Annotated in this window: 30 protein-coding genes; 15 read left to right on the top strand and 15 right to left on the bottom strand. The window is 63.2% G+C overall.

Annotated features, from left to right (window positions below; genetic code table 11):
* Positions 1 to 3: 3 nt before the first annotated feature.
* Entirely contained in the window at positions 4 to 384 is a 381-nt protein-coding gene (locus IPL79_13240) for a hypothetical protein (protein MBK9071949.1), read from the bottom strand.
* Between the two features lie 129 nt (positions 385 to 513).
* Here IPL79_13240 and IPL79_13235 point away from each other — a divergent pair, with 129 nt between their 5' ends.
* Together IPL79_13235 and IPL79_13230 are read left to right on the top strand one after the other, a co-directional pair.
* Positions 514 to 1,212: a response regulator transcription factor gene (locus IPL79_13235; GenBank protein ID MBK9071948.1), complete on the top strand. Its 699-nt coding sequence runs from the start codon at positions 514 to 516 to the stop codon at positions 1,210 to 1,212.
* Positions 1,209 to 2,630 carry a hypothetical protein gene (locus tag IPL79_13230; protein MBK9071947.1) on the top strand — a complete coding sequence of 474 codons (1,422 nt, stop codon included), beginning with the start codon at positions 1,209 to 1,211 and terminating at the stop codon, positions 2,628 to 2,630. Before IPL79_13235 ends, IPL79_13230 begins: the two co-directional genes overlap by 4 nt.
* A gap of 11 nt (positions 2,631 to 2,641) precedes the next feature.
* On the opposite strand, the gene IPL79_13225 is transcribed toward IPL79_13230, so the two are convergent.
* Together IPL79_13225 and IPL79_13220 are read right to left on the bottom strand one after the other, a co-directional pair.
* Positions 2,642 to 3,478, bottom strand: a complete 837-nt coding sequence (locus IPL79_13225) for a hypothetical protein (protein MBK9071946.1) — start codon at positions 3,476 to 3,478, stop codon at positions 2,642 to 2,644.
* A 129-nt stretch (positions 3,479 to 3,607) separates the two neighbouring features.
* A complete protein-coding gene (locus IPL79_13220) occupies positions 3,608 to 4,462 on the bottom strand; it encodes an NAD-dependent epimerase/dehydratase family protein (protein ID MBK9071945.1) in 855 nt (284 codons plus the stop codon).
* A gap of 36 nt (positions 4,463 to 4,498) precedes the next feature.
* On the opposite strand from IPL79_13220, the gene IPL79_13215 reads away from it, so the two are divergent.
* The 5 genes from IPL79_13215 to IPL79_13195 all read left to right on the top strand — a co-directional run bounded on the left by IPL79_13215 (position 4,499) and on the right by IPL79_13195 (position 8,914).
* Positions 4,499 to 5,260, top strand: coding sequence for an endonuclease/exonuclease/phosphatase family protein (locus IPL79_13215; protein ID MBK9071944.1), 762 nt, complete (start codon positions 4,499 to 4,501; stop codon positions 5,258 to 5,260).
* Between the two features lie 131 nt (positions 5,261 to 5,391).
* Complete coding sequence (locus IPL79_13210) at positions 5,392 to 6,243, top strand: prepilin-type N-terminal cleavage/methylation domain-containing protein (GenBank protein ID MBK9071943.1); 852 nt, start codon at positions 5,392 to 5,394, stop codon at positions 6,241 to 6,243.
* 57 nt (positions 6,244 to 6,300) lie between these two features.
* Positions 6,301 to 7,302, top strand: coding sequence for an SPFH domain-containing protein (locus IPL79_13205; protein ID MBK9071942.1), 1,002 nt, complete (start codon positions 6,301 to 6,303; stop codon positions 7,300 to 7,302).
* Complete coding sequence (locus tag IPL79_13200) at positions 7,299 to 8,186, top strand: SPFH/Band 7/PHB domain protein (GenBank protein ID MBK9071941.1); 888 nt, start codon at positions 7,299 to 7,301, stop codon at positions 8,184 to 8,186. The genes IPL79_13205 and IPL79_13200 overlap by 4 nt, the downstream gene beginning before the upstream one ends.
* Before the next feature lie 14 nt (positions 8,187 to 8,200).
* Positions 8,201 to 8,914: a hypothetical protein gene (locus IPL79_13195; protein MBK9071940.1), complete on the top strand. Its 714-nt coding sequence runs from the start codon at positions 8,201 to 8,203 to the stop codon at positions 8,912 to 8,914.
* Positions 8,915 to 8,921: 7 nt separating this feature from the next.
* On the opposite strand, the gene ggpS is transcribed toward IPL79_13195, so the two are convergent.
* From ggpS to IPL79_13165, 6 genes are all read right to left on the bottom strand, one after another.
* A complete protein-coding gene (gene ggpS, locus IPL79_13190) occupies positions 8,922 to 11,204 on the bottom strand; it encodes a glucosylglycerol-phosphate synthase (protein MBK9071939.1) in 2,283 nt (760 codons plus the stop codon).
* Positions 11,205 to 11,369: 165 nt separating this feature from the next.
* A complete protein-coding gene (locus tag IPL79_13185) occupies positions 11,370 to 11,873 on the bottom strand; it encodes a hypothetical protein (GenBank protein MBK9071938.1) in 504 nt (167 codons plus the stop codon).
* A complete protein-coding gene (locus IPL79_13180) occupies positions 11,870 to 12,490 on the bottom strand; it encodes a YceI family protein (GenBank protein MBK9071937.1) in 621 nt (206 codons plus the stop codon). Before IPL79_13180 ends, IPL79_13185 begins: the two co-directional genes overlap by 4 nt.
* 57 nt (positions 12,491 to 12,547) lie before the next feature.
* Positions 12,548 to 12,778: a zf-HC2 domain-containing protein gene (locus IPL79_13175; GenBank protein ID MBK9071936.1), complete on the bottom strand. Its 231-nt coding sequence runs from the start codon at positions 12,776 to 12,778 to the stop codon at positions 12,548 to 12,550.
* Between the two features lie 6 nt (positions 12,779 to 12,784).
* A complete protein-coding gene (locus IPL79_13170; GenBank protein ID MBK9071935.1) occupies positions 12,785 to 13,402 on the bottom strand; it encodes a sigma-70 family RNA polymerase sigma factor in 618 nt (205 codons plus the stop codon).
* Positions 13,403 to 13,451: 49 nt separating this feature from the next.
* Positions 13,452 to 14,840 (bottom strand): c-type cytochrome, encoded by a 1,389-nt coding sequence (locus tag IPL79_13165; protein MBK9071934.1) that lies wholly within the window; start codon positions 14,838 to 14,840, stop codon positions 13,452 to 13,454.
* Positions 14,841 to 15,091: 251 nt separating this feature from the next.
* Here IPL79_13165 and IPL79_13160 point away from each other — a divergent pair, with 251 nt between their 5' ends.
* Positions 15,092 to 15,928: a YXWGXW repeat-containing protein gene (locus tag IPL79_13160; GenBank protein MBK9071933.1), complete on the top strand. Its 837-nt coding sequence runs from the start codon at positions 15,092 to 15,094 to the stop codon at positions 15,926 to 15,928.
* Positions 15,929 to 15,953: 25 nt separating this feature from the next.
* Here the strand turns inward: IPL79_13160 and IPL79_13155 are convergent, their stop codons facing one another.
* Positions 15,954 to 16,238, bottom strand: a complete 285-nt coding sequence (locus IPL79_13155; GenBank protein ID MBK9071932.1) for a hypothetical protein — start codon at positions 16,236 to 16,238, stop codon at positions 15,954 to 15,956.
* Here IPL79_13155 and IPL79_13150 point away from each other — a divergent pair.
* The 7 genes from IPL79_13150 to IPL79_13120 all read left to right on the top strand — a co-directional run bounded on the left by IPL79_13150 (position 16,237) and on the right by IPL79_13120 (position 22,540).
* Positions 16,237 to 16,413, top strand: coding sequence for a hypothetical protein (locus IPL79_13150; protein MBK9071931.1), 177 nt, complete (start codon positions 16,237 to 16,239; stop codon positions 16,411 to 16,413). The genes IPL79_13155 and IPL79_13150 overlap by 2 nt on opposite strands.
* A gap of 240 nt (positions 16,414 to 16,653) precedes the next feature.
* Positions 16,654 to 18,174: a F0F1 ATP synthase subunit alpha gene (locus IPL79_13145; GenBank protein MBK9071930.1), complete on the top strand. Its 1,521-nt coding sequence runs from the start codon at positions 16,654 to 16,656 to the stop codon at positions 18,172 to 18,174.
* A 9-nt stretch (positions 18,175 to 18,183) separates the two neighbouring features.
* Positions 18,184 to 19,110, top strand: a complete 927-nt coding sequence (gene atpG / locus IPL79_13140) for an ATP synthase F1 subunit gamma (protein MBK9071929.1) — start codon at positions 18,184 to 18,186, stop codon at positions 19,108 to 19,110.
* Positions 19,111 to 19,113: 3 nt separating this feature from the next.
* Entirely contained in the window at positions 19,114 to 20,562 is a 1,449-nt protein-coding gene (gene atpD, locus IPL79_13135; GenBank protein ID MBK9071928.1) for a F0F1 ATP synthase subunit beta, read from the top strand.
* Complete coding sequence (locus IPL79_13130) at positions 20,563 to 20,985, top strand: F0F1 ATP synthase subunit epsilon (GenBank protein MBK9071927.1); 423 nt, start codon at positions 20,563 to 20,565, stop codon at positions 20,983 to 20,985.
* A gap of 93 nt (positions 20,986 to 21,078) precedes the next feature.
* A complete protein-coding gene (locus IPL79_13125) occupies positions 21,079 to 21,816 on the top strand; it encodes a hypothetical protein (protein ID MBK9071926.1) in 738 nt (245 codons plus the stop codon).
* 43 nt (positions 21,817 to 21,859) lie between these two features.
* Positions 21,860 to 22,540: a hypothetical protein gene (locus IPL79_13120; GenBank protein MBK9071925.1), complete on the top strand. Its 681-nt coding sequence runs from the start codon at positions 21,860 to 21,862 to the stop codon at positions 22,538 to 22,540.
* A 9-nt stretch (positions 22,541 to 22,549) separates the two neighbouring features.
* On the opposite strand, the gene IPL79_13115 is transcribed toward IPL79_13120, so the two are convergent.
* The 5 genes from IPL79_13115 to uppS all read right to left on the bottom strand — a co-directional run bounded on the left by IPL79_13115 (position 22,550) and on the right by uppS (position 26,296).
* Positions 22,550 to 23,791, bottom strand: coding sequence for a hypothetical protein (locus IPL79_13115; protein ID MBK9071924.1), 1,242 nt, complete (start codon positions 23,789 to 23,791; stop codon positions 22,550 to 22,552).
* Complete coding sequence (locus IPL79_13110; protein MBK9071923.1) at positions 23,779 to 24,318, bottom strand: hypothetical protein; 540 nt, start codon at positions 24,316 to 24,318, stop codon at positions 23,779 to 23,781. The genes IPL79_13115 and IPL79_13110 overlap by 13 nt, the downstream gene beginning before the upstream one ends.
* Positions 24,319 to 24,360: 42 nt before the next feature.
* Positions 24,361 to 24,852, bottom strand: coding sequence for a hypothetical protein (locus IPL79_13105; GenBank protein MBK9071922.1), 492 nt, complete (start codon positions 24,850 to 24,852; stop codon positions 24,361 to 24,363).
* Between the two features lie 144 nt (positions 24,853 to 24,996).
* Complete coding sequence (locus IPL79_13100; GenBank protein MBK9071921.1) at positions 24,997 to 25,488, bottom strand: hypothetical protein; 492 nt, start codon at positions 25,486 to 25,488, stop codon at positions 24,997 to 24,999.
* Between the two features lie 100 nt (positions 25,489 to 25,588).
* Positions 25,589 to 26,296, bottom strand: coding sequence for a di-trans,poly-cis-decaprenylcistransferase (uppS, locus tag IPL79_13095; protein MBK9071920.1), 708 nt, complete (start codon positions 26,294 to 26,296; stop codon positions 25,589 to 25,591).
* Between the last annotated feature and the right edge of the window lie 135 nt (positions 26,297 to 26,431).

The raw sequence follows: 26,431 nt of genomic DNA, 5'->3' as shown, positions 1-26,431 counted from the left end.
ACGTTAGCGGCAAACTTGACCAGGACCATCGGCGATGGTCTTGCACGTCGGCGCGCTCGTTGGGCATTGGGCATTTGATTTGCAACGCACCTCGCAGCTATACAGCGTGCCGCCCGCCTTGCCTGCAATGCCGTAGTATTCAACGCATTCGGTGCCTTTGGCACACTCCTTGGCGCCGCACGGCGTGGTCGCGGTCGGCGTTTCGTCCGGCATCGGCGGTACGTTTTCCGGTAGCGCCTGCGCCTTGGGAATGCTGGTCGGCGTGTTTGGCTCGGGCTCGGTCACCGGGTGCGCGCCGCTGCGCGACGGCGATGAGGTAGGCGTGCAAGCGCCGACTTGGACAATGAAGGCTAGGGTCAGTGCAAGCCGTAGGATGAGTTTCATAGCAACACCTTTGCGTGGATAGGCCGCAGCGTCAAGCGGCGTGACCAGGGCCCCGGTGCGTCATTTCGCGTGTCGGCACGCGTTGGATGCGCGGAGGCGGCGTGGAATACTGCACGCAGGCCTGCATTCATGAAAATTCTACTAGTTGAAGATGAGCCGCGCTTGCTCGAGCTGCTTGCCGAGGCCTTGCGCGACGCGGGGCATGAGGTGAGGGCATGCGCCAGCGCTGAAACCGCGCTGCTCACGGTGCAGCAAGAAGGGCCATTTGCCTCCATGCTCATCGATTGGGTGCTTCCTGGGATAGACGGGCTAACCTTTTTGTCGATGCGGCGGCAGGGCGGCGACCATACGCCGGCGCTCATCATGACCGCGCGCGGTACGGTAGCCGAACGCGTCCAAGGCCTAACCCTTGGCGCCGATGACTATCTCGTCAAGCCCGTCGCCATCGAAGAATTGCTCGCGCGGATTGATGCGATCACGCGGCGCCACGCCCAACAAAGCGTAGGCGTCGCGACCATCACGACGCTGGGCGATCTGACAATTAAAGGCGAATCGCGCGCCTTGCGCGGGCCACGTGGCGAGCAGCTGCTCTCGTCGCGAGAGTTTGAACTGTTTACCGAGCTGGCGACCAAGCGGCATGAGGTAATTTCGCGGCAAGCGCTGCGCGATGCGGTGTGGGGCAAGTGGATTTCAGGATCGGCCAACGTGGTCGACGTTTATGTTGGATACGTGCGGGCCAAGATCGCATTGACGGGGAGCCGTCGCGTCGTGATTGAAACCGTACGTGGTAGCGGCTACTCCTTGCGCGTGCTCGACGAGGCGCTGTGAACGTCCGCCGACGCTTGTTGCTGTTTGGGGTCATGGTGCCCGCGGCGATGTTTTTGGTTGCCGCATTGGGAGCCGCGCGCGTGTTCGAGCGTCAGCTGCTCGCCGACGTCGACCGCGAGTTGCTCGCCAGCGCGGCCGTCGAGAGCGTGGGCGCCTTCGATGGCGAGCAAGGCAAGCCTCACCTACATCTCGGGCGCTCGTTTCTGCGCGGGCAATTGTCAGACAGCGACCCGCGGGGTGCGCTCTACGATGCCGAGTTGCGGCTGGTCACGAGCGATCCGCCGGGCGAGCCCCCCTTGGCGGTCGGCCGTTTTGCCGCGCGCGACGTCGCGGGGCTTCCGCAGTTTTGGAATAGCGTCGCGAGCACACCGAGCGGTGGCTCCGTGCAACGCCGTGAGCTCGCGATTGCCACCACCGATCTCGCGACCCAAACGCCCTATTTGCTTAGGCTCTCGCGCTCGCTGGCGCCGCGTGACCGCGCCATGGCTGCCTACTGGCGCTCCGTCGGGCTGTTCTTTGCCAGCGCGGTCGCCATCTCGTTGGCGGTGTGGTTGCTGCTAGCGAAATGGTTTAGCCAGCGCCTGCGCCGCATCACCGCGCGCCTACCAGCCCCAGAAACCGCGGCCGCGCAGCTGCCGGAATGGACCCCGCCTGGTGGTGCGCACGACGAGTTTGTCGAGCTCGAGGTGGCGCTTGGCAATGCATTTACGCGAGTGCGCGAGGCGGCACGCGCGCAAGATCAGTTCGTGGCTCATGCCGCGCACGAGCTCAAAACACCCATGGCCTTAATCCGTGGCGAAATCGACGCCGCCCTGCGCCAACCCAATTCGCCCTCAGCAGCCACAGGGGAGCGCACGGCGATGACGCGGATTCGCGACGAGATCGATCGACTGACCGCCTTGTCGCGAGGGCTGCTTGATCTGGCGGCGAGCGAACGCGTCGACATCGCGCGCCAGCCAGTGGATATGAGGCGGATGATTTTCGACGCGCTCGACCATTTTGAGGTTGCGATTGCACGCAAGGGCCTCGCGGTGGCGTTCAATGCGCCCGAGGTGATCGTCGTGAGTGACGAACGGCTCTTGCGCAGCGCGTTTGACAACCTCCTAGACAATGCGGTGGCGCACAGCCCAAACGGCGGCCACATTGAGATCGATGTCAGCCAGCGCGGCGCGAGCTGTGAGGTGCTGGTGCGCGATCATGGGTCGGGCATCGGCCCCGACGCGGCGGCGCGCGTGTTCGAGCCATTTTTTCAGGCAAGTCCTGATCGACGCGGCTCGGGTCTCGGCCTGGCGATCGCCAAGGTAGCGATGAAGCGCCTGGGCGGCGAGGTAAGCCTGCTCGACCCCGGGCTTGGCCACGGGGCGACGTTTGCCTTGCGCGTGCCGCTTAGCCGCGCGACCTTGCCGCCGCAGGCGTAACCCTGCCAAGCCTACGGCGTGGCGGGTTCCTCGGCATCTTCATCGTTGTCGAGGCCATCGCCATCGCTGTCGTCGTCATTCCAATCGGGCGAGCCGTCGTCGTCTTCGTCTTGCTCATCGTCATCGATGTCGTCGCCATTGTCGTCATCGTCGGCGTCGTCCGAGTCGCCGTCGTTGTCGTCATCAGCATCGCCATCATCGCTTACGCCATCGCCGTCTGAGTCCTGGTCGACGTCGTCGTCTTCGCCATCGCCGTCGTCATCATCGTCGGCATCGTCTTCGGTGCCATCGTTGTCGTCGTCTTCGTCGGTCTCGTCACACGAGCCGTCGTCATCCGAGTCAAGGTCTTCCTCGGCGTCGTCGGTGCCATTGCCATCGTCGTCGCTATCGTCGGCATCGTCGACGCCATCGTTGTCGTCGTCGGCATCGTCGAAGTCGCGGGTGCCGTCGTCGTCGCTATCCATCTCGCTATACGCGCTGTCGTCACTTGAGGCCTGGTCGCCATCAACCATGACCTCGCCTACGTCGGCCTCGCCGTCGACGAAGTTGCTGCTTGGCAAGCTCGCCACCGCGGCGCCGGCGGCGGACGTTTTGTGCGTTAACGTGGCGATTGGGCCGTTGGCATCGGTGAAGACCACCACGGCGCGCGAAGATGGCAGCTCAAGCGAAAAGCGGCCACCGGCCACCGTGCCCTTGGTGACGCTGCCGTCTGGCGCGCTGGCGCGAATGCCGGTGGCCCCTTGTGGCAATTGGCCGGTCAGCAGGCGTCCTTGACGCTCGGTGGGTGAGGTTCCGTTACAAGCAGCAAAGAAGAGGGCGGCGCTTAGAATGAGTACGTTTTTTAGCATTTGGCTCCTTGGATTTTTTTATCCTGCGAACACCCTAGCCCAAGCGCTTTCTTATGTTTCACTCATAAACGCGCGCGGTGCGCCAGATCACGACCACATGTGTGCATATCGCGTCAGCGCGTGCCGCCTCTAGCCCAATAGCGCGGTACGCCACGCATCGCGCCAGCTTGGATAATGAGGCGTCCAATGCGCGTCGGCCTTGAGCTTGCTGGCATCAATGCGGCGGTCGGCGAGTAGCATGGCGCTCACCTCGGATGGCACGTCGGCGGCGGCGAGCTCGGGCGGCGCGGGGCAAGGCGTTGCCGCGCAGACCGCGTCCACGACTTCCTTGGCCGATGCCGGATCGTCATCGGCGACGTTGTAGATGCCATTGCCGCCGTGTTGCCCGAGTGCCACGATCGCGCGTGCTAGATCGGTAACGTGAATGCGGCTGACCGCGGTGGTGCCGCCGTCGATCAGGCGGTACTCACCGGCCTTGACCTTGTCCCACGGGGCTCGCCCCGGGCCGTAGATGCCAGCGACCCGCGCAATCGCCAAACGCGGCGGCGGCGCGGTGGTGGCCGCGGCAATATCGCGCACCGTCGCCAAGAGGGCTTGCTCGACCGCGAGGCGCGCTTCGCCCGTGGCTGAGAGGGGCCGCGTTGGCCACGTTTCATCCACCAAGGCCCCGCTGCCCGCCGCATAGACACCGGTTGAAGACACATAGATCAGCTGCTGGGCCCCGGCCGCGACAAAGCGCTGGGCGATCTGGGTTTCCGCCAGCGTCACCGGCTTGCTTGGTGGCACGAAGATCACCGCCACGTCGCATGCGAGCTGCGTATCGAACAAGCGCGACATGTCGCTGGCGATGGCCTGCACGCCGATGTCGCGCCATTGCGAGACGTTGGGGCCGCGACCACACCCTGCGATCTCGACCCCCTTGGTGCGCAATTGGAGCGCCACCTCGCGCGCCGTATAGCCAAGTCCAGCGAGAAACCACCGCATGCGGCGCAGCCTAGCATGCTATGATCGCGTCGCCTTATGCAGCTGCGCGTGCTTTCGTACAATGTCCACAAATGCATTGGCGGCGTCGATCGACGCTATCAGCCCCAGCGGATCGCCGAAACCATTTCGCACTATGCGCCCGACATCGTCATGCTGCAAGAAGTCGACCACGGCGCCAAGCGATCTAACGGCGATCAGCAAACTCATTTGCTAGCCGACCTGTGCGGCCTCCCGCACCACACCTGGTTTCCAAATGTGCAAGTCAGCGGCGGCGGCGAGTATGGCAATGCGGTGCTTTCGCGGTGGCCCATCGTACAGACCGCCAACGTCGACCTCACCGTGCCGCTTAAAAAACGTCGCAGCGTGCTGCACGCGGAAATCCGCCTCCGCAGCGCGCAGGGGCCTGGGCCCGCGGACGATGTAGATCGCACGCTGCATGTCTTCAACATGCATCTCGGGCTCGCGCGGTACGAACGCCATTTGCAGCTCGCGCGCTTTCTCGCGTGCCAACCGTTTGCGGGCCTACATCAGCGCACCCCGCTCATCGTCGGCGGCGACTTTAACGACGTCTATGGCGGCCTCGGCAAGCTGCTAGCACCCGCGGGCTTTGTCGGCCCCGCGCGGCCACCGCGAACCTTTCCGGCGTGGGCGCCGCTGCGCGCCCTCGACAGCCTCTACGTGCGCGGCGATGCCGAGCTGCATCGCGTCTTTCGCGGCGAAATCGAGGTTGCCAAGCGTGCCAGCGATCATCTGCCGATTGTCGCCGAGCTAACGCTTGCGGCCGCCAAGGGCCTCTAGCTTTCGAGGCAGGAGGGGGTGTGCGTCGTTGTACGCTTAAGGAGATGCGTACCCTCCATAAATCTTACTGTCGGTGAAGACAAAGTTTTTTGCTGTACGACCGCCGCACAAATTCGGAGTAAATTGGAGATGTGAAGCCTTCTCATCTGCCGAAACGTCCGTCCAGCCAGGACGGGTTCACTCTTACGGAACTCGTCGTGACGGTTGCCGTCGTTGGCGTCGTAGCGGCGGTCGCCGCGATTAATACTGGCAGGCGAGATGCGCATGCGCGTACCGCCGTCTTAGATGCTGCGGCACCGGCGCTGTCCAAGGCAAGTCGGGTCGTCAACTATTCTGATGCGAGTCCGGCCGATGCCATTGCGCTGTCACTGCCGCCCGAGGTGCGCGGCCGCGTCGTGATCAACCCCGTGTTGTGCTCGGCACTTTCGGCAACCGAACGCGACTCAGCCGACGAACTGTGCGACGTCTCGTTTTCTGGCAACAGCAGCTACTACCTCTTTTATGCCGGGGCGAATCTCAAGGTTCTGGAGATCAAGGTCGAGGTGCTGCGGGCAGGCAATCCGCCCTTCTTCGAAAAGCTTGCCACCTCCTACGTGCCGCTGCTTTGGCCTACGTCAAATGGCCATAGCACGCTGGCGGTGTGCAGAGCCGCCGGCGCCAACGTTACAACGAAGTGTACGGCCGACTGCACGAGCATTCCAAAGGCCTCGCCCATCAACCTCATGAACAACTCAAGCATTGTAACTAAAGTTCAACAGGTAAGCGGCTATGTGGCGGGCGTAACCCCGCTGCCCGAATGTGACACCGTGGGCTCAGGCTGGGCCGGCCAATCGTACTGCTACTACAACGGCACCTGCGACCCGGTGACGTACTGGTTTCTGACGGCGCCGCACTCAAAAACGTGGGTGCGCACCGGCAACATCTCGCTGTCGCGCATTTCGCTCAGCTATACCGGCTCGATTGCACGTTACAACTCCTGGTAGCGTTTGCACCGCGCGGGGCATGCGGCTACCATCCGCACCCGTGAGGAGCAAAAATTCATGATAGCTTTACTGACCCAACTTGGGTCCAAGGGCGTCTTGTTCGGCGCCGCGATCTACCTGTTCGTGCGCTACGGCGTGTTCGGGTTTTTTATTGTCGATCAAAGCCAGCGCGCGGTGAAGACGCGCCTGGGCAAGGCGATTAGGCGTCCGGGATCGGGCGTCAGCCGCGGCACGCCGGGCAGCGCGGCGATGAGGCCCGATGAGCAGGCGCGCTACACCTATCCCATCGTCGACGTCTACCAGCCAGGGTTCTACTTTAAGTGGCCCTGGGAGAAAGTACACAAGGTATCGGTCGCCACGGTAACTATTAATATGGCCGTCGATCCGGAAGATCCGCGCGCCAATCGCGGCGGCCAAGTCTTGGAGGCGGTGACCAAGGATCAGCTCAATATTGGCCTCGTCGGCCAGCTGCGTTTCCGCATCGCCGAGAGCAATTTGTACGCTTATCTGTTCGGCGTCAAACGGCCGGTCGTCCACACCATGGGCTATTTCGTCTCGATCTTGCGCCAACACATCGCCAACTTTCAGGCGCCCATTCACGACGGCAGCGACGCGCAAGACAACGCCGGCGCCTCGGGCGTTTCGATCAACGATCTGCGCAAGCATCTGCGCTCGATCAATGAGACCATGGACCAAGATTGCGCGACGTCGGCGGCGCGCTACGGCATCGAGCTCGACGCCTCGTTAATTACTAGCATCGATCCCCCCGCCGAAGTTGAAAGCGCCTTGGCCGCGATTAACACGGCACACAACCACGTGTCGTCTGAGGTCAGCCTAGCGCAGGCATCGGCCGATCAAAAACTGGTGCAGTCCAAGCGCGCGGTCGAGATCGAAACGCTCAACGCGCACGCCGAGGTCGAGCCGCTGGTGCAGCTTGCCAATCAACTCACCGAGCTCAAGCGCGCGGGTGGCGCGCCGTCGATTGAGGCCTATACGCGCAACGTGCGGCTTTCGCTCTATGCGCGGGCCAAGGAAGCCATTGTGGAGGTGCAACCATGAATTTTGCCGAATCCGTCGTCGTCGGCCTCATCGCCACGCCATTTATCATCAGCGCCGTGTTGTGGTTCTTACGCATCATTGGCTTTTACGACATCGTGCCCGAGCGCACGGCGCATGCCTACGTGCTGTTTGGCAACGTGCTCGGCGTCGTCCGCGAGCCTGGGCTTACCTTGCTGTGGTTTGCGATTGGGCCGCAGGCGCTGCTCGTGCGCTTATTTGGCACGCGCCACGTGGTCGACATGCGCCTCGATCAAGAATATCTACGCAGCCAGCCGGTCAACTCCGAAGAAGGCGCGCCAATGGGCATTGGCATCTGGTACGAGATGTTCGTCAACGATCCGCTGGCATTCTTGTTTAAAAATGCTGATCCCAAGGGCTCGCTGCGCGCCAACGTCAGCAACGCCACGGTGCGCTGCCTATCGAACATGCCACTGGTAAACATGCTGGTGACACGGCACGAGATGAGCATGGCGGTGCGCGACGAGGTCAGCGCCAAGAGCAATGAGTGGGGCTATGCCACCGGCTCGGTGTATATCCGCAAGGTGCATTTTCGCGATGGCGAGATGATCCGGCAGATCGAGGAAAAGGTGGTCAACCGCCTGCGCCAAGTCACCTCAGCGATTCGCCAGGACGGCACCAACCAGGTAAATATTATTCGCAGCACCGCCGAGCGCCAGGCCGCCATCGAGTTTGCGCGCGCGGCGGCGCAGAGGCCGTACATTGTCGGCAGCGCCTTGGCCGCGATTTCGCAAGATCAGCAAATTTCCACCGCTATGTTCGAGCTGCTCGAGCTGCAAAACTTGCTCAACGGTGGCGCCAAGATCACGCTGGTGCCGGGCGGCAAGCCCATGCTGCCACAGCTGCTGGCCTCGGTGCCGCGGTAGCCTTTGACTTAGCCATGGGGTGGCCATATCGCGTCGCGTGGCTAAGTCTCGGCCTTTTCGTGGCCGCGGCGCTGGCCGCCATGCTGACCTACGGTGGCGGCCACTGGCACGACGCGAGCGCGACGCGATTCTCGCTGGCGTATAACTATTTTTGCGATCAATTCGACGCCATCTCGATCGCGGGGCGCAACAATGCCATGTCGCGCGGCTTGGCCCACTTTGCCATTTTTGCGCTTGCCGTGTGCCAAGCCGCCGTTTGGTGGCTAGTGCCTCGAGGGCTAGCCGATGTGGCGACGACGCGCCGTCGTTTGTTGCGCACCTGCCAGGTTGCGGGCGTGGCGTCGGCGGTGGCCTTGCCGTTCATCTTGGTGCCGTGGTGGTCGCTGCATAAGCTTGCGATCTTCGTGGCCGGGCCAGCCGGCGTGGCGGCGCTCATCGGCGTGAATTGGACGTTGTGGGTCATGGCGTCGCCCGCGCAGGCGGCTCTGGCGCGGCGGGCAGCGAACTTCGTGCGGGTTAGCGGGCTCGCCTTGGCGATCATCGCCACGGTAGGCCTAACGGACTATCTTGGCATCGTGTTGCTTGAGGCGCCGCGCACCATGCTGTTGCCAATCATCCAGCGACTTGGGCTGGTCGCCATGACGGCCTGGCTCGGCGGCATGCTCCTCCTAATGAACTCACTTGCGGCTCTGCCGACGACGAATCATCCCACCAACGGCGCGCGCTGACCGTCCGTCAGCTACCCGGCGGCTCATACACGCGCCGCTGCTGCGCCGCCGCGAGAAATCCCTCGCCCCACGCGGCGACGTCGTGCTCGCGCACGATGGAGGCCAGGCGCTCCGCGCGCAACCGGCGGTCGACCGGATCCAAGTGTAGCGCGGCGAATAGGGTGTCGGCGAGGTGCTTGCCATCGTAAGGATTGGTGAGCATGGCGCCGTGTAACTCGACCGCGGCACCGGCAAACTCCGATACCACCAGCACGCCGTGGCTGCCAATCGCCGCCTGCGCCGCGACGAATTCCTTGGCGACCAGGTTAAGCCCATCGCGCAGGGGCGTGACCCAGGCGACGTCGCACGCGGCATAGTAGGCGACCAGCTCCTCAAACGGCAGCGAGCGATAGAAGTAGCGAATTGGCGTCCAGCCAACGGTCGAGAACTCGCCGTTGATTTGGCCTACCAGCTCGTCTACCTGTCGCCGCGTGCCCTGATACACCTCCATGCCGGGCGCGGCGGGCGTGCAGATCGATACCAGCACCACCTTACCGTGCAGCTCGGGGTGCGCTACCAGCATGTCGCGAAATGCTCGAAGCTTTTCAATAGGGCCTTTGACGTAGTCGAGCCGCTCCACCGAAAGCACGCATTGCTTGCCGCGAAACTCCTCGCGCAGCGCCTCGACGCGCGCCTGGACGATTTGTTGTGCCAGCAAGCGTTCGATCTGGTCGACGTCGATGCCGACGGGATGCGCGCCGAGGCGCACGTCGCGTCCGGCAAAGCGCAGGGTGTGGGTCATCTCGGGGACGCCCATCGAGCAGCCGTAGGTCTTAAAGCGCGGCGCGCACGGCTGGCGGCCGATGATCTCGGCACCGGTCATGGCGCGCGCGACGTCGACAAAGTTTTCGATGTAGCGCGGGATGTGAAAACCAAGGTAGTCGCACTGCATGAGGCTAACCACGATGTCGCGCGCCCACGGCAAGATGTTGAAGATATCGGCCGCCGGGAACGCAGTGTGATGGAAAAACGCAAGCGTTAGATCCGGTCGCTGTGGGCGCAGCAGCGCGGGCACCATCCACAGATTGTAGTCGTGCAACCACACCGTGGCGCCAAACTTGGCGGTCGCGGCGGTGCGGTTGGCAAAGAGGCGATTGACCTCGACGAAGTGTGCCCAGTGGTCGTGGTCGATCGTCACCTTGCTGGGAAACGAGAACAGCACCGGCCACAGCGCCTCCTTGGCAAATTTCTTATAGTACAAATCGATGTCGGCCTTGGTCAGCGCAATGCGCTCCAGGCGCAACGGCTTGTCGACGGCGCCCGGCGTGAGATTGCCGTCGGCGTCGATCGCGAGCTCGGTGACGGGGGCGGCGGCCGAGCGGCTGGAGGCCTCGGTCCACGCCACCCATGCGCCGCGTTGGCCCTTGCGAAATAGCCCGAGCAAGGTCGGAATAATGCCGTTGGGGCTGCTATGGCGCGAAAAATGGGTGACGCCGCCGCGCGTGTGCTCTTGAAACGGCAGGCGATGATACAGCATGACTAGCTCGGCCTTGGCATCGGCATCGGTGGCGACGCGCGCGGGCACCTCGGCGAGCTCGGCTTCGCTGACCAAATCAAAATAGCGCAGCGCCTCGAGGATGCCACCGGCGCCCTCGTGCCGCGCATGATACAGCCGTTGTTGGTCCGGCGGCAGCGCCGCGATCAGCGAAGGCTCCGCATTCCCGACCACCACGCCGCGGTACGTGGTCTGCAGCAGCGCCAGGTCGTTGAGCGTATCGCCCGCGGTCAGCACGCGATTGGCGGGCAGGCCCAAATGCGCGACCACCGCATCAAGCGTGGTGCCCTTGTTGATGCCGCGCGGCAAAATATCGAGATAGCGGCCGGCCGAGAACACCAGGTCGCAGTCAAGCTCGTGCGCCCGTGTATACAAGGCCTCGTTGATGTCGGCGGCGTTGGCATAATACGAACACCGCCGCTCTTGCGGCACGTGTTGGCGGTGCAGCCCGGCAAAGGCGTCGAACGCGCGGCGCACCGCATGGGTGCCAGGCCACTGCTGTTCGATTTCGTTTTGGAGGGGCTGCAACGGCTGCAGATCTTTGCCGTACACCACGGTGGCGCCGACGTCGCAGATGATCAAATCCGGCTGCGGTAACTCGGGCATCGCGAGCAGGGGCATGACGCCCTCAAGGCCGCGCCCCGTAATGTAAATAATGACGACCTCGTGGCGATGACGTCGCAGCAAGGCATAGAGACGTTCGCGTTCCGCCGGCGAGCCGCCGAGAAACGTGCCGTCGAGGTCGGTCGCAAGCACGAAGCGCGCGGGGAGCTCGGGCTGATAGCGGCCTCCGCCCTCACTGGGCGCTCGCTGCAAGGAGACGTTAGATGCTGGAGATGCCGAAAACACCTGCTAGGGTTGCACAGGATAGCAGATGGCACAACCCGCCGGGCACGGCAAGGCTCCTAGCGCCTAGGCCGCCTAAGCATGAGCGTGCGGCTGTGCGGTGCTTTTTTTGCGGGGCCACCACGCCAGCAATAACAGCAGCGCGCCCGCAAGTGCAGCGCCGGCCGCGGCGCGCCACGCGATGAACCACACGCTCTTGGTTTGCAGCGCGTGCTCGCCAGCCTGCGCCGACACTGGATATAGCCGTAGCGTTGGATCTTCTTTGGGTACTACGATGTTCTCTTTGTCGGCAAAGGCGACGCGAATTTTTTGATCCGAAATCGTGCCATAGATATCGGCTACCGGATCCCCTGGCAGCCACAGCAAGCGATTGGCGGCAACCGCCTCGGCGGGGGCGGGCGTTAGCAAGTACACGTCGGTGCCAAACGCGCGATCGATGGTGAATGCGGTCACGAGCGCGAGCGCCGCGCCTACGAGCGCCAATACGCCGAGACGCCGCAGCCAACGCCGCCAGCCGGCGCGTGGCGGTTGACCGGCGTGCGCGTCGGCGTGCGCATGCTCCTGCGAGGCGTCGCTCATTTCGTGCTCGCCTTGGCAAACAGGCTGACCTTGACCGTCCAGGTGTTGTTCACCTTGGACGCGGTCATGCCGGGAATTTTGATGCCAAAATCTGAGAGCTGCACGGTGAACGCGCTGCGAATGCGCACCCACTTGCTGTCACCCAGGCCGAGTTTTTTGGCGTCGTCGGCGGCGATCTCGCGCACATCGGCCGTCACCGTCACCGGCTTGCTCTTGCCGCGCATGGTGAAGGTGCCGCTGACTTTATAGCTCGTGCCGCTTTTTACGATCGACGTGCCGGCGAACGAGATGGTCGGGAATTTCGCGGCATCGAGCCACGCATCCGAGCGGATGTTCTCATCGCGCAAGTCAATACCGGTGCGCAGTGAGGCGACCGGCACCTCGAGCTTAAACGCCGCGGCCTTGTCATCCAGCGTCACCGAACCGGTGGCTTGATGCGAGGTGCCGATGATGTCCTCGACCTCCATCTGCGACTCGAATTGCACCGAGATCAGCTTGGCCTCGACGCCTGCCAACGAATAGGTGTCGGCGGCGGCGGGCATAGCCGTGGTCGCCATCAAGATGAAGCTGGCAGCCAGCGTGGTGAGGGTGGAGGAGGCTAAAAATTGCTTGGACATGCCGCCTAGTCGCGGCAGCCGGCGAGACGTTACGACCAAAGTGACGGGCCAGCGGGGCTATTTTTTAAGGTCGCGCAGGCGACGCATCAACTCGGCCTTGACGTCATCGGGCATCGGCTCGGGCGGCAGCGCGCCGAGCGTCTTGACCGTGGTACGCAGCTGGCGCAAGTACGCACGGCAATGCCGACACATGCCGAGATGTAGTTGCACGCTAAACCGCTCGCGCCACGACATGCGGCCTTCGGTGTAGTCGGTGATAATTTCCGTGAGTTGTTGGCAGGTTAGCATCGCGGTTTACCTCCCCTCCACGTGTGGCTCCAAGACGGTCCGCAACGTCGCGCGGGCGCGGTGGAGTAGGACGCGTTGATTGGTCTCGGAAAGCTCGAGGATGTTACAAACTTCTTCGCTGGGCACGCCTTCAACGTCTCGCAACACCACCACGGCGCGTTGGCCGGGCGGCAGCGCATCGAGCGCGCCCTGTAAGTGTTGCATCGCGCGCTGGTTGACCAGCAAGCGCTCGGGGGTGTGGTCGTCCCAGCGTTGGGGTGGTTGTTGCCAATGGCCGCCCGCGGTGAAGCGGCCTTCGTCCACCGCGGCGAATTGATCGTCGCCCTCCGCGCCAAACGCCGAAAATGGCACCGAGCGATGTTCGCGCACGCCGCGCGTCTTGGCCTGATTGCACAGGATGCGGAAGATCCAACTTTTCAGCGAGCTGCGGCCTTCAAACCGCGGCAAGCCCTCGAGCACCGCGAGCCACGTGTCTTGGACAACCTCTTCGGCAACGCCGCGGCTGGAGACAAACGTCTGCGCTAGGCGCAGCAGCGAGCCATGGTGGCGATCGATGAGTGCCGAGAACGCCGCCTCGTCGTTGGCGAGCAGGCGTGCGATCAGCGTCGTTTCATCGGTCGTCATCGCTCACTGCGCGCAGCCTAGCCCATTTGAGAGGGCTTGGCGCCAGCGGTCATAGCGTTTTCAGGTACTCCAGCAACGCCGCGCGATCGGCCGCGCTGAGCTCATCGCCAAACGTATGGCCGCCGTTGCCGTAGCCGGGTAGCGTGGTGTTGTAGGTATTCGTCGACGTACCGTCGCTTTTTGCCTCGTAGCTCCAGCCGAGCCTCGCCTCGTCGTAATTGGAGTTGCTTAGATCGCGTTCAAAGTAGGCTGGGCGCGCGCTGCTTTGCAGCAGATCGGCCAGCGTCGGCACTGAGCCGTTATGCAAATACGGCGCCGTCGCCCAGATGCCATCGAGTGGCGGCGCGACGTAGCCCTCGTTGGGCAAGAGTTGCGCCGCGCCCTCGCCCTGCGCAAACCAGCTCTCATTATACCAAGAGTGGTACTGGGGATACTCTGCATAGAGGCTTGCGAGCAACGCGTCGGTGCCGATGGTCTCAAGCGGGACAAGCAAGTTGGGATACCCTTCGGTAGCATCGTCGTCGCCATACGTGCCGTGGCAGCGCGTGCAGGTGCGTTCAAACACCGCGGCGCCGCGCGTCGCCAACGCGTCATCGATTTCAAACGGGTATGGTGGGGCCTGCAGCGTGCGCATCCACGCCATCAAATCGGGGAACTGCGCATCGGCGGCCGCGGCATCGTCGAGGCCCGCCATGCTGAGGAGGCCCGATGCCGACGACAAGCGGCCAAAGTCGCCGCGCCCTAGGCCATTGTAATAGAGCGCATGCTTCTTCTTCATCACCCACCACGGCGGCACATCGGTTGGTACCACCGCGGTTCGCAGTTCGTAGAGCGGTTCGTCTAGCCAAGCCAGCGTCACCGGGTCGCGATGCGCCGACAGCACGGCGAAGATCTTGTCGGCCGGATTGACGCCCGGCGTCTGCGTGACAATGTAAGGCGCCATCGCCTTGTACGCGCGACTTACGGGCAGGTAGCCGCGCCATTGCGGCGAGTCTTCGCCATAGCGATCGCGCACCAGTCCATCGGCGGCGAAAAACGCGGTGCCCTGGTTTTGCGTAAAATCGCTGCTGTTGTCGCCTAGGCCAATGATTAGCTCGCCGCGCAGGCGCTCGGCGTGACACGTCAGACACGATGGCGCCACGAACTTGGCACCTTCCTTCTCGATTACGTTAAATGCATACGGGATGCCCTCGCTGTCGCCGGTGCGGTCCAAATCTTGCGGAGAGTTGCCGCCGAAGAATTCGGTGAAGACATCGAGGGGAATGCCGCTGCTGACATAGTCGCCGTAGACTAAATAGTCATAGCCCGTCACCGCGTCGCCATCGCGCTGCGGCGAGGCCGTAAGTGGCACCGGCGGCGGCAGGTCGCTGCCACATGCGGACGCCAAGGTCCAAATCAACGCAATGCGCACAACGCCTGATCTCGTCCAATACGACATGGGCGCGAGTATGCATGGAACGGCGTCGACATCAATTGCGATTATGCCGGGCGCGGGGCTGTCGCGGGCGGAATCGCCCGCTTGAGCGCGTGCGCGCATGCTCAAGCCGCCGCGCGGTCCTATGCACGCGAGGCGGCCGCGCGGGCGATGGCCCAGCCGCGCCGCGCGCTAGGTGACCGCCGCGGCACACAAGCTGCATAGAGTCATCTCCGTCGTGAGCACTTGCTCGCATTAAATCAGGAGTGAAACATATGCAGTGGAAAAAAACGTGTCGCCTGCTCATCGCGTCGTCGATGGTCATCGCAAATCTAGTAGGAGTTGCCGCCGCCGATCCCGATGGGGACAAAGGCCGCGACAAGCGTGGAGACCGTGATCGAACTCACACGCCGGGGCAAATCGGTCTTACCGGAAGCGCCCATATTACCTTAGGCACACCCAACTCGGCGCCACCCGCCGCTCGGCAAGAGCGCGCGCGAGCGCGGCGGGGCTCGGTCTGGGTGCCGGGCAGCTGGCAATGGCGCAACTCGCAATGGCGATGGCAGGCCGGCCGCTTCGAGCGCGCGCGTCGCCAGCAGCGCTGGCAGCAAGGCCAGTGGAAACAAGATGGCGCCAATTGGTCGTGGGTCGATCATCGCTGGGAGCCCGCGCCGCTAACGCCAGATCATGCGCCTCCCGCGCCTCGCGTTGAACGCACCCCGCGTGCGCGTTGGGGCAGCGTTTGGGTCGCTGGCGATTGGCGTTGGCAAAATGGCGCCTGGCAATGGCAGGCCGGCCACTTCGAGCGCCAGCGCGCCCGCCAACGCTTTGTGCCGCGGACATGGAAACAGGAAAATTCGACGTGGATCCAAACCGGCGGCTGGACCATCGCGCCGATGCAGCCCGACTTCGCGCCGCCCGCACCTCGCGTCGAAACCGCCGTGGCCGGTCGCGGCCGTATTTGGGTGAACGGCCGCTGGACGTGGAAAAATGGCGATTGGCATTGGCAGGCCGGCTTTCGCCAGCGCGCGCAACGCGACAAGACCTATGTCGCCGGTCGCTGGGAGCAACGCGGCTCCACGTGGATGTGGATCGACGCCAGCTGGCAGTAGCCGGTTTCGTCGCAGGGCCGGGAACTCACGCGTCGCGGTCGTTAAGGCGCCGCAACGTGGCGAGCAGCACGGGCAATTGCGCGTTGTCTTTGTCGCGCGGCTCAATTTGCTTAAGGCGGATAATCTCGCTTAGCTGCAGAATTGCGCATGTCGCGCCACCTACCGCAATCTGCACGGTGTGCGGCATCAGTTCGTCATAGGCCACGCCGCCCTGCAACGCGCCTTGGATGACGCAGGCGAGGCCGCCGACGACGATGAACTCGACGTTGCCCTCAACGAGGCGCTGGAGCGCGGTTAGCAACGGCTTCATGGAACGATTTTCGCAACTCGGCGACGGCATCGATGGCGTCCTGATTGCGCATGACCCGCTCGGTTGGCGAGAGCCGCAAGCACTCGTCAATCAGGGTCAGGTCTTCACCCCTGCTTGGCGTCAAATCGATTGCAATCACACCGCCAGGTTAGCACATACGAGTGATCGCCAATGAGCACAAAGAATGAGGCGAGTTCACTGTGGCGTGGCTTCATTATCCTAGGCGTTAAATGTCGCGCCAGCGGCGGGCGGACGCGTTGACACGGTTTTGGCCGCAGCGTATAAGCGCCTCGACCCGGGGACAATATCAATAAAAAGTGAGCAGAATCGGCCACTTGACTAATTGACGCAGACCCCGCAGGACAACCCCTAGGCCCTGCCTACAACGCAGAATTACGGATCAAAAGGCAACACCATGGATATTAGAGCCGCAGAGATCAGCGACATCATCCGCAAGCAAATCGAAAACTACGACAAGAAAGTCGAAGTCACCGAAACCGGCACCGTGCTCACCGCCGGCGACGGCATCGCCCGCGTTTACGGCCTGTCTAACGCCATGGCCGGTGAGCTGCTCGAACTCGAAGGCGCCGGCGGCGTCAAGGTCTCGGGCATGGTGCTCAATCTCGAGGAAGACAACGTCGGCGTCGCGCTCCTCGGCAAATACGAAGCCATCCGCGAAGGCGATATTGTTCGCCGCACCGGCCGCATCGTCGAAGTCCCGGTTGGCGAAGAACTCGTCGGCCGCGTGGTGAACGCCATTGGCGAGCCCATCGACGGCGGCAAGCCGCTGACCGGCGCCAACAAGCGCCAGGTCGAAATCAAGGCGCCCGGCATCATCGCGCGTAAGAGCGTGCACGAGCCGATGCAAACCGGCATCAAGGCGATCGACTCGATGATTCCGATTGGCCGCGGCCAACGCGAGTTCATCATTGGCGACCGCGGCACCGGCAAGACCGCGGTTGCGATCGACACCATCATCAACCAAAAAGGCCAAGACGTATTTTGCTTCTACGTCGCGATTGGCCAGAAGCAATCCACCGTGGCGACGGTCGTCGACCGCCTGCAAAAGTCGGGCGCGATGGCCTACAGCACGGTCATCGTCGCCGGCGCCTCGGAACCTGCGCCGCTGCAATTTATCGCGCCGTACACCGGCGTCACCATGGCCGAGTACTTCCGCGACACCAAGCGCCACGCGCTGATTGTCTATGATGACTTGTCCAAGCAAGCCGTCGCGTATCGCCAATTGTCGCTGCTCCTTCGCCGCCCACCAGGCCGCGAAGCCTATCCCGGCGACGTGTTCTTCTTGCACAGCCGCCTCCTCGAGCGCGCCGCCAAGCTTTCCGACAAGGAAGGCGCCGGCTCGCTCACCGCGCTGCCGATCATTGAAACCCAGGCCGGCGACGTCTCGGCGTACATTCCGACCAACGTCATTTCCATTACCGACGGCCAGATTTATCTCGAAGCCGACTTGTTCTACTCCGGCATTCGTCCGGCGGTAAACGTCGGCCTCTCGGTCTCCCGCGTCGGTGGCGCCGCGCAAACCAAGGCGATGAAAAAGGTCGCCGGTCGCCTCCGTCTCGAACTGGCGTCGTATCGCGAAAAGGCCGCGTTTGCCCAATTCGGCTCAGATCTCGACCGCGCCACCCAAATGCAGCTCGCGCGCGGCGAGCGCATGACCGAAATGCTCAAGCAGGCGCAGTACTCGCCGGTGCCGATGGAAGAGCAAGTCATCGTGCTCTACGCCGGCACCAACGGCTACGTCGACGACTTGCCGGTGGCCTCGCTTGGCCGCTACGAAGCCGAACTCATGACCTTCATGCGCTCGCGCCACGGCGCCGTCATCGAAGGCGTGCGCACCAGCGGCAAGCTCGAAGGTGACAACGAGAAGGCCCTCAAAGACGCGCTCGTCGCCTTTGGCAAGCAGTTCCAGGCCTAAGGAGCGTCCATGCCCTCATTAAAGTCAATCCGCACGCGTATCGGCTCGGTGAAAAACACCCGCAAGATCACGCGCGCGATGAAGCTGGTCGCGGCGGCGCGCCTGCGTCGTGCGCAGGAAGCGATCACGGCGGCGCGGCCGTACACCATGACGCTGACGCAAGTCGTGTCGGAGTTAGTCGCGGTCGCCGGCGAGGCAGCGCACCCGCTGTTTGTTAAGCCCACCGTCGCCGAAGGCAAAAAAGAGCGCGTCCACATCTTGGTGTTGTCGTCTGACCGCGGCCTCGCCGGCGCGTTTAACACCAACGTCATCAAGCGCGTCGAGCTGCTCATGCGCACCGAACTCGCAAACTGCGACGTCACGCTGCTGGCGATCGGCAAGAAGGCCAACGGCTATTTTGCCCGTCGCAACGCCAACATCGGCAGCTTCGACGCTGCGCCGCAATCGGCCAACGCGCTGCAAGCCTCGCGCGAACTCGCCACGCGCATCTCGGCCGATTTCTTGGCCGGCAACGTCGACCGCGTGATTTTCGTCTACAACGAATTTCACAGCGCCATCTCGCAAGTCGTGCAACACAAACAGCTGTTGCCGATCGTGCCGGAAGTGGTTGCCGCCGCCAAAGGCGATGCGCCAGCCGCACCAGCCCATGGTAGCGACGGTGCCTCGGGCGCCGGCGTCGACTACCTCTACGAACCCGGCAAGACCGAGCTCCTCGCGCGCTTGGCGCCGCTCTACGTACAGATCGTGCTCTATCGCGCCATTTTAGAATCCATCGCGTCGGAATTTGGCTCGCGCATGTCCAGCATGGAAAGCGCGACCAAGAACGCCGGCGAAATGATCAGCAAGCTCACCCTGCAATATAACCGCGCCCGTCAGGCCTCGATTACCAAGGAGCTCTTGGAAATCATTGGCGGCGCAGAAGCACTCAAAGGATAAACCATGGCTACCTCAGCAAACTCAATTGGTCGCGTTGTTCAAGTCATTGGCCCCGTCGTCGACGTGGCGTTCGATTCGGCGCAATTGCCCGAAATCAACACCGCGCTCCTCATCACCAACCCGTCGATCGACAAGCGCGCCGACAACCTCACGGTCGAAGTCGCGCAGCATCTCGGCGAGAAGATGGTGCGCTGCATCGCCATGGACAACACTGACGGCCTCGTCCGTGGCCAGGCCGTGAAAAATTCCGGATCACCCATCTCGGTGCCGGTTGGCAAAGAAGTCCTCGGCCGCATCTTGAACGTCATCGGCGAACCCGTTGACGAGCGTGGCCCCACCGGCGCGACCAAGACCTCGCCAATTCACCGCTCGGCGCCAAAGTTTGTCGACCAATCGGTTAGCGTCGAAATGTTCGAGACCGGAATTAAGGTCATCGACTTGCTCGCGCCATACCGCAAGGGCGGCAAGATCGGCCTCTTCGGCGGCGCCGGCGTCGGCAAGACGGTGCTCATCCAAGAGCTGATCAACAACGTCGCCAAGAAGTCGGGTTCGTATTCGGTGTTCGCCGGCGTCGGCGAGCGCACCCGCGAAGGCAACGACTTGATGCACGAATTGGCGGAAGCCAAGATGTCGAACGGCAACTCGGTGCTCTCCAATACCGCGCTGGTGTTCGGCCAAATGAACGAACCGCCTGGCGCCCGCGCCCGCGTCGCGCTCACCGCGCTGACCATCGCCGAATACTTCCGCGACGTCGAAAAACAAGACTTGCTCCTGTTTGTCGACAACATCTTCCGCTTCACGCAAGCCGGTTCGGAAACCTCGGCGCTCCTCGGCCGGATTCCTTCCGCCGTCGGTTATCAGCCCACGCTGTCGACCGAAATGGGCGGCCTGCAAGAGCGCATCACCTCGACCAAGGACGGTTCGATTACCTCGGTGCAGGCGATTTACGTCCCCGCCGACGACTTGACCGACCCCGCGCCCGCCACCGCGTTTGCCCACCTCGATGCCACCACGGTGCTCAACCGGGCGATTTCGGAAAAAGGCATTTACCCTGCCGTCGATCCGCTCGACTCCACCTCTACCATTCTCACCCCGGCCGTCGTCGGCGACCGCCACTACAAGGTCGCCCGCGAAGTGCAACGGATTCTGCAGCGCTACAAGGATCTACAAGACATCATCGCCATTCTCGGCATGGACGAGCTCTCCGAAGACGACAAGCAAACCGTGTCGCGCGCGCGTAAGATCGAAAAGTTCATGGGCCAGCCGTTCCACGTCGCCGAAACCTTCACCGGTCTGGCCGGCGTGTTCGTCTCCAAGGACGACACCGTGCGCTCGTTCGAGGAAATCCTCTCCGGCAAGTGCGACGACCTCCCCGAGCAAGCGTTTGAAATGGTCGGCACCATCGACGACGTGCGCGCCAAGGCCGTCGAGCTGGCGAAAAAGGCGAACTAAGTGTCTAGCGCCATCACCATCAACATCGTCACGCCACGCGGCGTGCTCGCGCAAACCGACGCGGGCTATGTCACCGCGCCTGGCGAGCTCGGCGAGTTTCAGGTGTTGCCTGGCCACTTGCCGATGCTGGTCGCGATCAAGCCCGGCGTGCTCACCTTGGGCTCGACCGGCGGCATCGTGGTCGCCGCGCGCTACGCGGTTGGCTCGGGCTATCTGCGCATCAACGAAACCGGCACCATCGAGGTGCTCGTCGAAGAGGCCGTGCACGGCAGCAACGTCGACGTCGCCACCGCGCGCGCCGAGCTCGCCGCCGCCGACGCCGAAATCGCCAAGCTGCAAGGCGCCCCGCTCGATGGCGACTGGCACGTGCTGCAAATCCGCCGCGCCTGGGCGCAGGCGCAGCTCGACGCGGTTTCGAACTAGCTCGCGTGCTCGCGGAGGCGGTCGCGTCGGTACAGGCTATAAGCCGGCTGGGGCAAATTCCCATCGGTATCGGCGACGTGATAGCCTGCCGCTATGAGATCAACGCGTTATCTATTCGTCTCGCTAGGCTTGTTCGCTGCGGCGGCCTGCTCGTCGCCTGATAAGTCCGGTGGAGGCAGCCTGACGCCACCTAAGGCGGCGTCGCTAGAGGTTGACCTCACGGTGTCGTCGGTGAATCTGGGCAGCGATTGTCCAGATCCGGTGGCTGCCAAGCCTGCCGCGCCGCCGATGGCGGACTCACCGGCTGCGCGCGCGGCCAATCAAGCGCCCAGTTCGGCGGTGCCGTCGTCGCCGCCGGCGCTTGCCGCGGAAGCCGAGAGCTCTGAGGTTTCGGCCAAGCGACGCGCGGGTTTTGCCGCAAGCGATTGTGCGGGCGAAGGTTGCGGTCGTGGCTTTGGGCCGTGCCAGCAATCGTCGATGCAGCTCGCGCTTGCGGCCAAGGGCACCGGCTCGGCAACCAAAATCGAAATCGTCAAGGTGGAATTGCTCGATGCGAGCGGCGCGGTGATTGGCGAGCTCGCGGCGCGCCGGCCGCAGCTATGGCAAGACGCCAGCGGCAACTACGGGCCATGGGATGGCAACGTAGCGACCGCGGGCGATCTCAAGGCCATGTTTTCGCTGAGCGCGCCCGACTGGTCCAAAGTGCCGGGTGGTCGTTATGGCAGCGCCGCTGGCTTGTCGGTGCGGGTGACGGTCGCAATTGGCGATCAGCGCGTCACCAAGAGCGCGACCGCGGTGTCGGTGATGGTCGACCCGCAAGTGGTGACCTAGAGATCGGTTCGCGCGACGACCGCGCTCGTGCTAAAATGGACGCATGATGCGACGGCTTGCCATGTATGGGGTTGTGATGCTGCCGCTATGGATCGCGTGCTCGTCGTTGGATAAGCCCGGCAGCAGTGGAAAGAGAACGTCAAGCTCAGCAACGCCTGGTGAGGCTATGGACGGCAAGGCAGGCGAAGTCGGCGCAACGCCCCCAGGCCGCCTAGCGACCGAATTTACAATTTCGTCGGTTGCGCTGGGCGAGGACTGCGGGCCGGCAAAAAGCAAGCGTGCTGTTAAGTCCGAGGCGTCCCTCGGCAAGAGCAATTGTGCGGGAGCCAACTGCGACAGAATTGGTCCGTGTCAACCGTCGTCGATGCAGCTCGCGCTGACGACACGCGGTCTTGGCCCGGCGATCAAGATTGAGATCGTCAAGGTCGAACTACTAGACGCCGACGGTGCGCTGCTTAGCGAGCTGGTGGCGCAAGACGCGACGAAATGGGTCGACGCCTCTAGCAGCTATCAAGCCTGGGATGGATTCGTGCCCGAGCCGGGCGAGCTAAAGGTTTCGTATGCTCTTAGCGCGCCAGATTGGGCCAAGGTGCCGGGCGGTCGCTATGGCGCGGGCGCTCGCGGAGGGCTCTCGGTGCGCGTGACAATTGCGGTTGGCGAGCAGCGCGTAACAAAAACGTCGACCGCGGTGTCGATCATTGTTGATCCGCTCGTGAAAACGTAAATGGCGCGGTTACAACCCGCATAAAAATGCGATGAGCGCGGCGCGTTCGGTGGGGCGCAAGTCAAAGCCAAATTCGTGGCCGGCGATGGCGCCAGCACCATGCGCGCCGCCGGTGTACGCGGCAAGCAAGCGACGAGGCGAGAGCAATTCGGCAAGCGAGCGCACCGAGCCATCGTGCAAGTACGGCGCGCCGTCGCAGACGCGGAGGAGCGCTGGCACGCGATAGTAGCCGGTGCCGCGTGCAGTGCCATGGGCGAGCGCGGGGTTGGTGCCGACGCGCGTGGCGGCGATGAGTGAACCGCCGTATGCCTCGTTGCGATGGCAGTGGCGGCACTCGCTTTCAAAGACGGCGGCGCCGCGGGAACGCATAGCGGGGGAGGTCGTTGTGACAGCAACCGGCGGCGGCTCGAGCTCATAGACAAACCTCGCCAAGGCCCACGCCAGCTCGCGCGGCGGGCGAATGCGTTGACGGTTCGCATGCAGCAATTGCGTTTCCTGGCGGATTGCGAGCGCTACAGGGCCAATATTAGCGATAGTGCCCGCCTGGGTAAGCGTTGTTTGGAAGCGTAGGCCCCACAGATCCGGAATGGCCACCGGATCTTCGTCGTTGTCTTCGGTGACATCGGCGCGGCCGGGGCCCCAGGTTGCGAGGCGTTTCGCCAGACCGGGTTCAATCGGTTCGCCTGTAGCGGCACCGTAGGCCAAACGAATCGCGCCGTAGTCGAGCTCGCGGCGGGCGCGGCCGACCACGACGGCACCTTGCGCACCGCGCGCGGTGTGGCAGAGCGCGCAGGTGATGCCCACGCGGGTTGTGCCGTCGACGTCGGTAAAGAGCACGACGCCGAGTGGGTTGCCGTCGCCATCGGCCTGCAGGCCAAGCTGGCGCGCGAGCTCGGGCCGCGTCAGGGCGAATTCAGGCCGCGCGCCGTCCCACAACGGCGTTGTCGCCGCGGACATGCTCGGCATGGTGCCGCGCGCTAGCTCGTCAGACATCGCGCGCGTAAGCGGCACGCTTCGTGGATTCCACACCGGGAGTGCGTCCCAGCCGCGATCGCCGAGCCCATAAAATGCGAGGCGGTGGCGCGAGTAGCTGTTACTAGGATTGGTCAGCGACGCCTCAAGCGATGCGCGCCGGTAGCTGGCGCTATCGAGATAGCAAGCAGCCTGTTCCGCCCACCAAGGCGACGACCAGGGCGCGTGCGTGCTTGCGCCAAGGCCGCACGTTAACAGAAGCGCAATTACGGCGCGCATGCCCCGCTGCGACACGAATTGTCATCAGCGCATTCGAGCGAGACCGCGCAGGCGCCGCCCTGTGCCACCGTGCCGTGGCCGAGCGCGTCGCATCTCGGATCACTGAAATTTAGCGTTATGCGTGTCGCCCACAATTCTTGGCAGGTAGCGGTGGCCGACCAGGCCGCGGCCAGCTCCGCGCAATACTCGGCATCGTCGTTGCTCCAGATGACGCGACCATTTTCGGCTGCGGTGTCGTATTGCCCCATCGCGACGCTACCGCCAATCGAGTTGAGCATGATGGTCTGGCACTCGCTTTGGGTGTCAAACGTAAAGCCCGCCGGCCGATTGGCACAGTCGACGGCGTAGGTACAAAACGAAGCGATTACGCGGCGAAACGCCTCGCTGGGCACGGCCGGTTCAGGCGTGCTTTGGCAGGCGGTAAGCAGTGACGGGTATGCCGCACCTAAGACGCCCGCGATCGCCGCGCGGGCTACCATCCCAGCGCGGTGGCGTGGGACGTCGGAGATGGCTCGATGCGCGCTCATAGTTGCGCGCACTGTAGATCAGGTTGCGCGCGTAACCAAGGCTTACAGTGGTTGGCTGCACACAAGCTCGATACAGAGTGAGCCTTCGGCGGCGCAATCGTCGTCGATGGTACAGGCGTCACCATCGGCGACCAGGCCAGTGCCCAACGCCAGGCAGCGAGGGTCCTCTGACCCCAGCGCCAGGAATGCTTGTTCGAAAAACACGCTGCATGAAAGGTCGTTTAATGCGGCATTTATCTGGACGACGCAATACGCCGCATCGTCTTCATTCCACGAAATACGGCCGGCTGCGATCGAGGCCTCGATCGCGGCTTGCTCGTCGCTTTCAAGCGCAGCCTTAAACCCCACGACGCACTCGGCAACGTTGGCGTACTCAAGCGGTTCTGGCGAATTGGCTTCGCAGTCGAACGAACGCTCGCAAAATGTCTGCGCCACTTTACCCAAGGCTTGTTCTTGAGACAGCCCGTCCTCGTCACCACCACACGCAGCTAGTGAGGAGACCACACCAATTACCAACACGTTGCTTAATTTCATGGCGGCAAACTAGGTCACCCAGGAAAGCCGGCGCAACTTAATAATTTGGCAGGCCGTGGCAGCACGACCTTAAGTAAACGTATCCGCGCGAAAAGCGGCACGGTTTCTATCGCGCGTGCGACAGTGGATCGCTTGTTACAAACATCACTCTGGCGTGCAAACGTCGTCGATGCAATCCGACCCGACGCTGGCGCAATCGTCGTCGATGGTGCAGGCGTCACCATCGGCAACGAGCCCTGCCCCAAGCGTGTCGCAGCGCGGGTCATCGACACCGAGCGCGGCTTCGTTCTCATTCCAATAGTCCTCGCACGAGAGATTGCCCAGTGCCTCGGCGACCAGGCGCGCACAATACTCGGCGTCATCTGCCTCCCAGGAGATGCGGCCGGCTTCGATCGAGGCCTCGATCGCGGCTTGGTTGGCGCCAGTGCCGGCAAGCCATTCGTCGGCGCATTCGGCCACGGTCGCATAATCTAACGGTTCCGGCGCCGAGCCGCTGCATTCGAAAGCACGCTCACATAAGGCTACGGCGATGGTCCTCATCGTCTGGGTAGGCGTCATGCCCTCTTGTTCGTCACGGCCACAAGACACCAGCGATGCAACCAACCCGGCGAGCAAACTTGCCTTAGAAACTTTCATGCGGCCAACCTAGGCCTTGCGCAACCGCTCGCCCATGGCGGGCCCCTTAAGAATGGGCTTTTGCGGCTAAGCTAGCGCCGTCCTTGCCTTGGGCTGCGACTTATGTCACCAAGCCAAAACGTCGATCGCGCCCGGCGGCCTCGTGCAGCGCGGCCAAAAACGCCGGCTTGCGGAAATCAGGCCACGGCGTGTCGACAAAGAGCAGCTCGGCGTACGCCAGCTCCCACAACAAGAAGTTCGAAATGCGAACCTCGCCCGAGGTGCGGATCATTAAATCAACCGGAGGCAAGATAGATGTCGGCAGATAGCGTGAGAGGGCGTCGACCGTGACGTCGCGCGCCGCCAATGTGCCGGCGGCGACGTCGGTGGCGAGCGCCGCAACCGCGCGCGCGATCGATTCGCGGCCGCCATACGACAACGCTAGCGTGAGTACCATGCCGGTGTTGGCTGCCGATTCGGCGCATAAGGCCAGCAGTGGCTCGCGCACGGCGCTCGGCAATAGCTCAACATCTCCGATGGCATGGAGGCGAATTTGGTTGTCCAAGATTTCCTGACGCTCCGAGCGCAGGTAGTTGGCGAGCAGCTCCATCAGCGCGGCGATTTCGGCGGGCGGTCTGCCCCAGTTTTGGCTGGAAAACGCATACAGCGTTAGCGCCGCAAGGCCATGCTCGCGCGCCGCTCGCGTGATGTCGCGAACGCTCTCGGCGCCGACGCGGTGCCCCTCCACCCGTGACATGCCGCGCGCTTCGGCCCACCGGCCATTGCCATCCATAATGATGGCGACGTGGCGGATGGCAGAACTGCTCATGAATTCAGGTGGTTACCATAAGCGCGCCGGGGGTTGTCCAGTGGTGTCGACGCAAAACGCCTGCGCCGGGCGGCGCAGACCGTAACCTCCGTCCGGCACAAGACACGTTGCCTGGCAGTGGCGGCGACGACATTT

Source organism: Myxococcales bacterium, assembly GCA_016716835.1.
GTDB lineage: Bacteria > Myxococcota_A > Polyangia > Haliangiales > Haliangiaceae > JADJUW01.
Note: the sequence above shows the minus strand (reverse complement) of the source record. Positions and strands in the feature narration are given on the sequence as shown.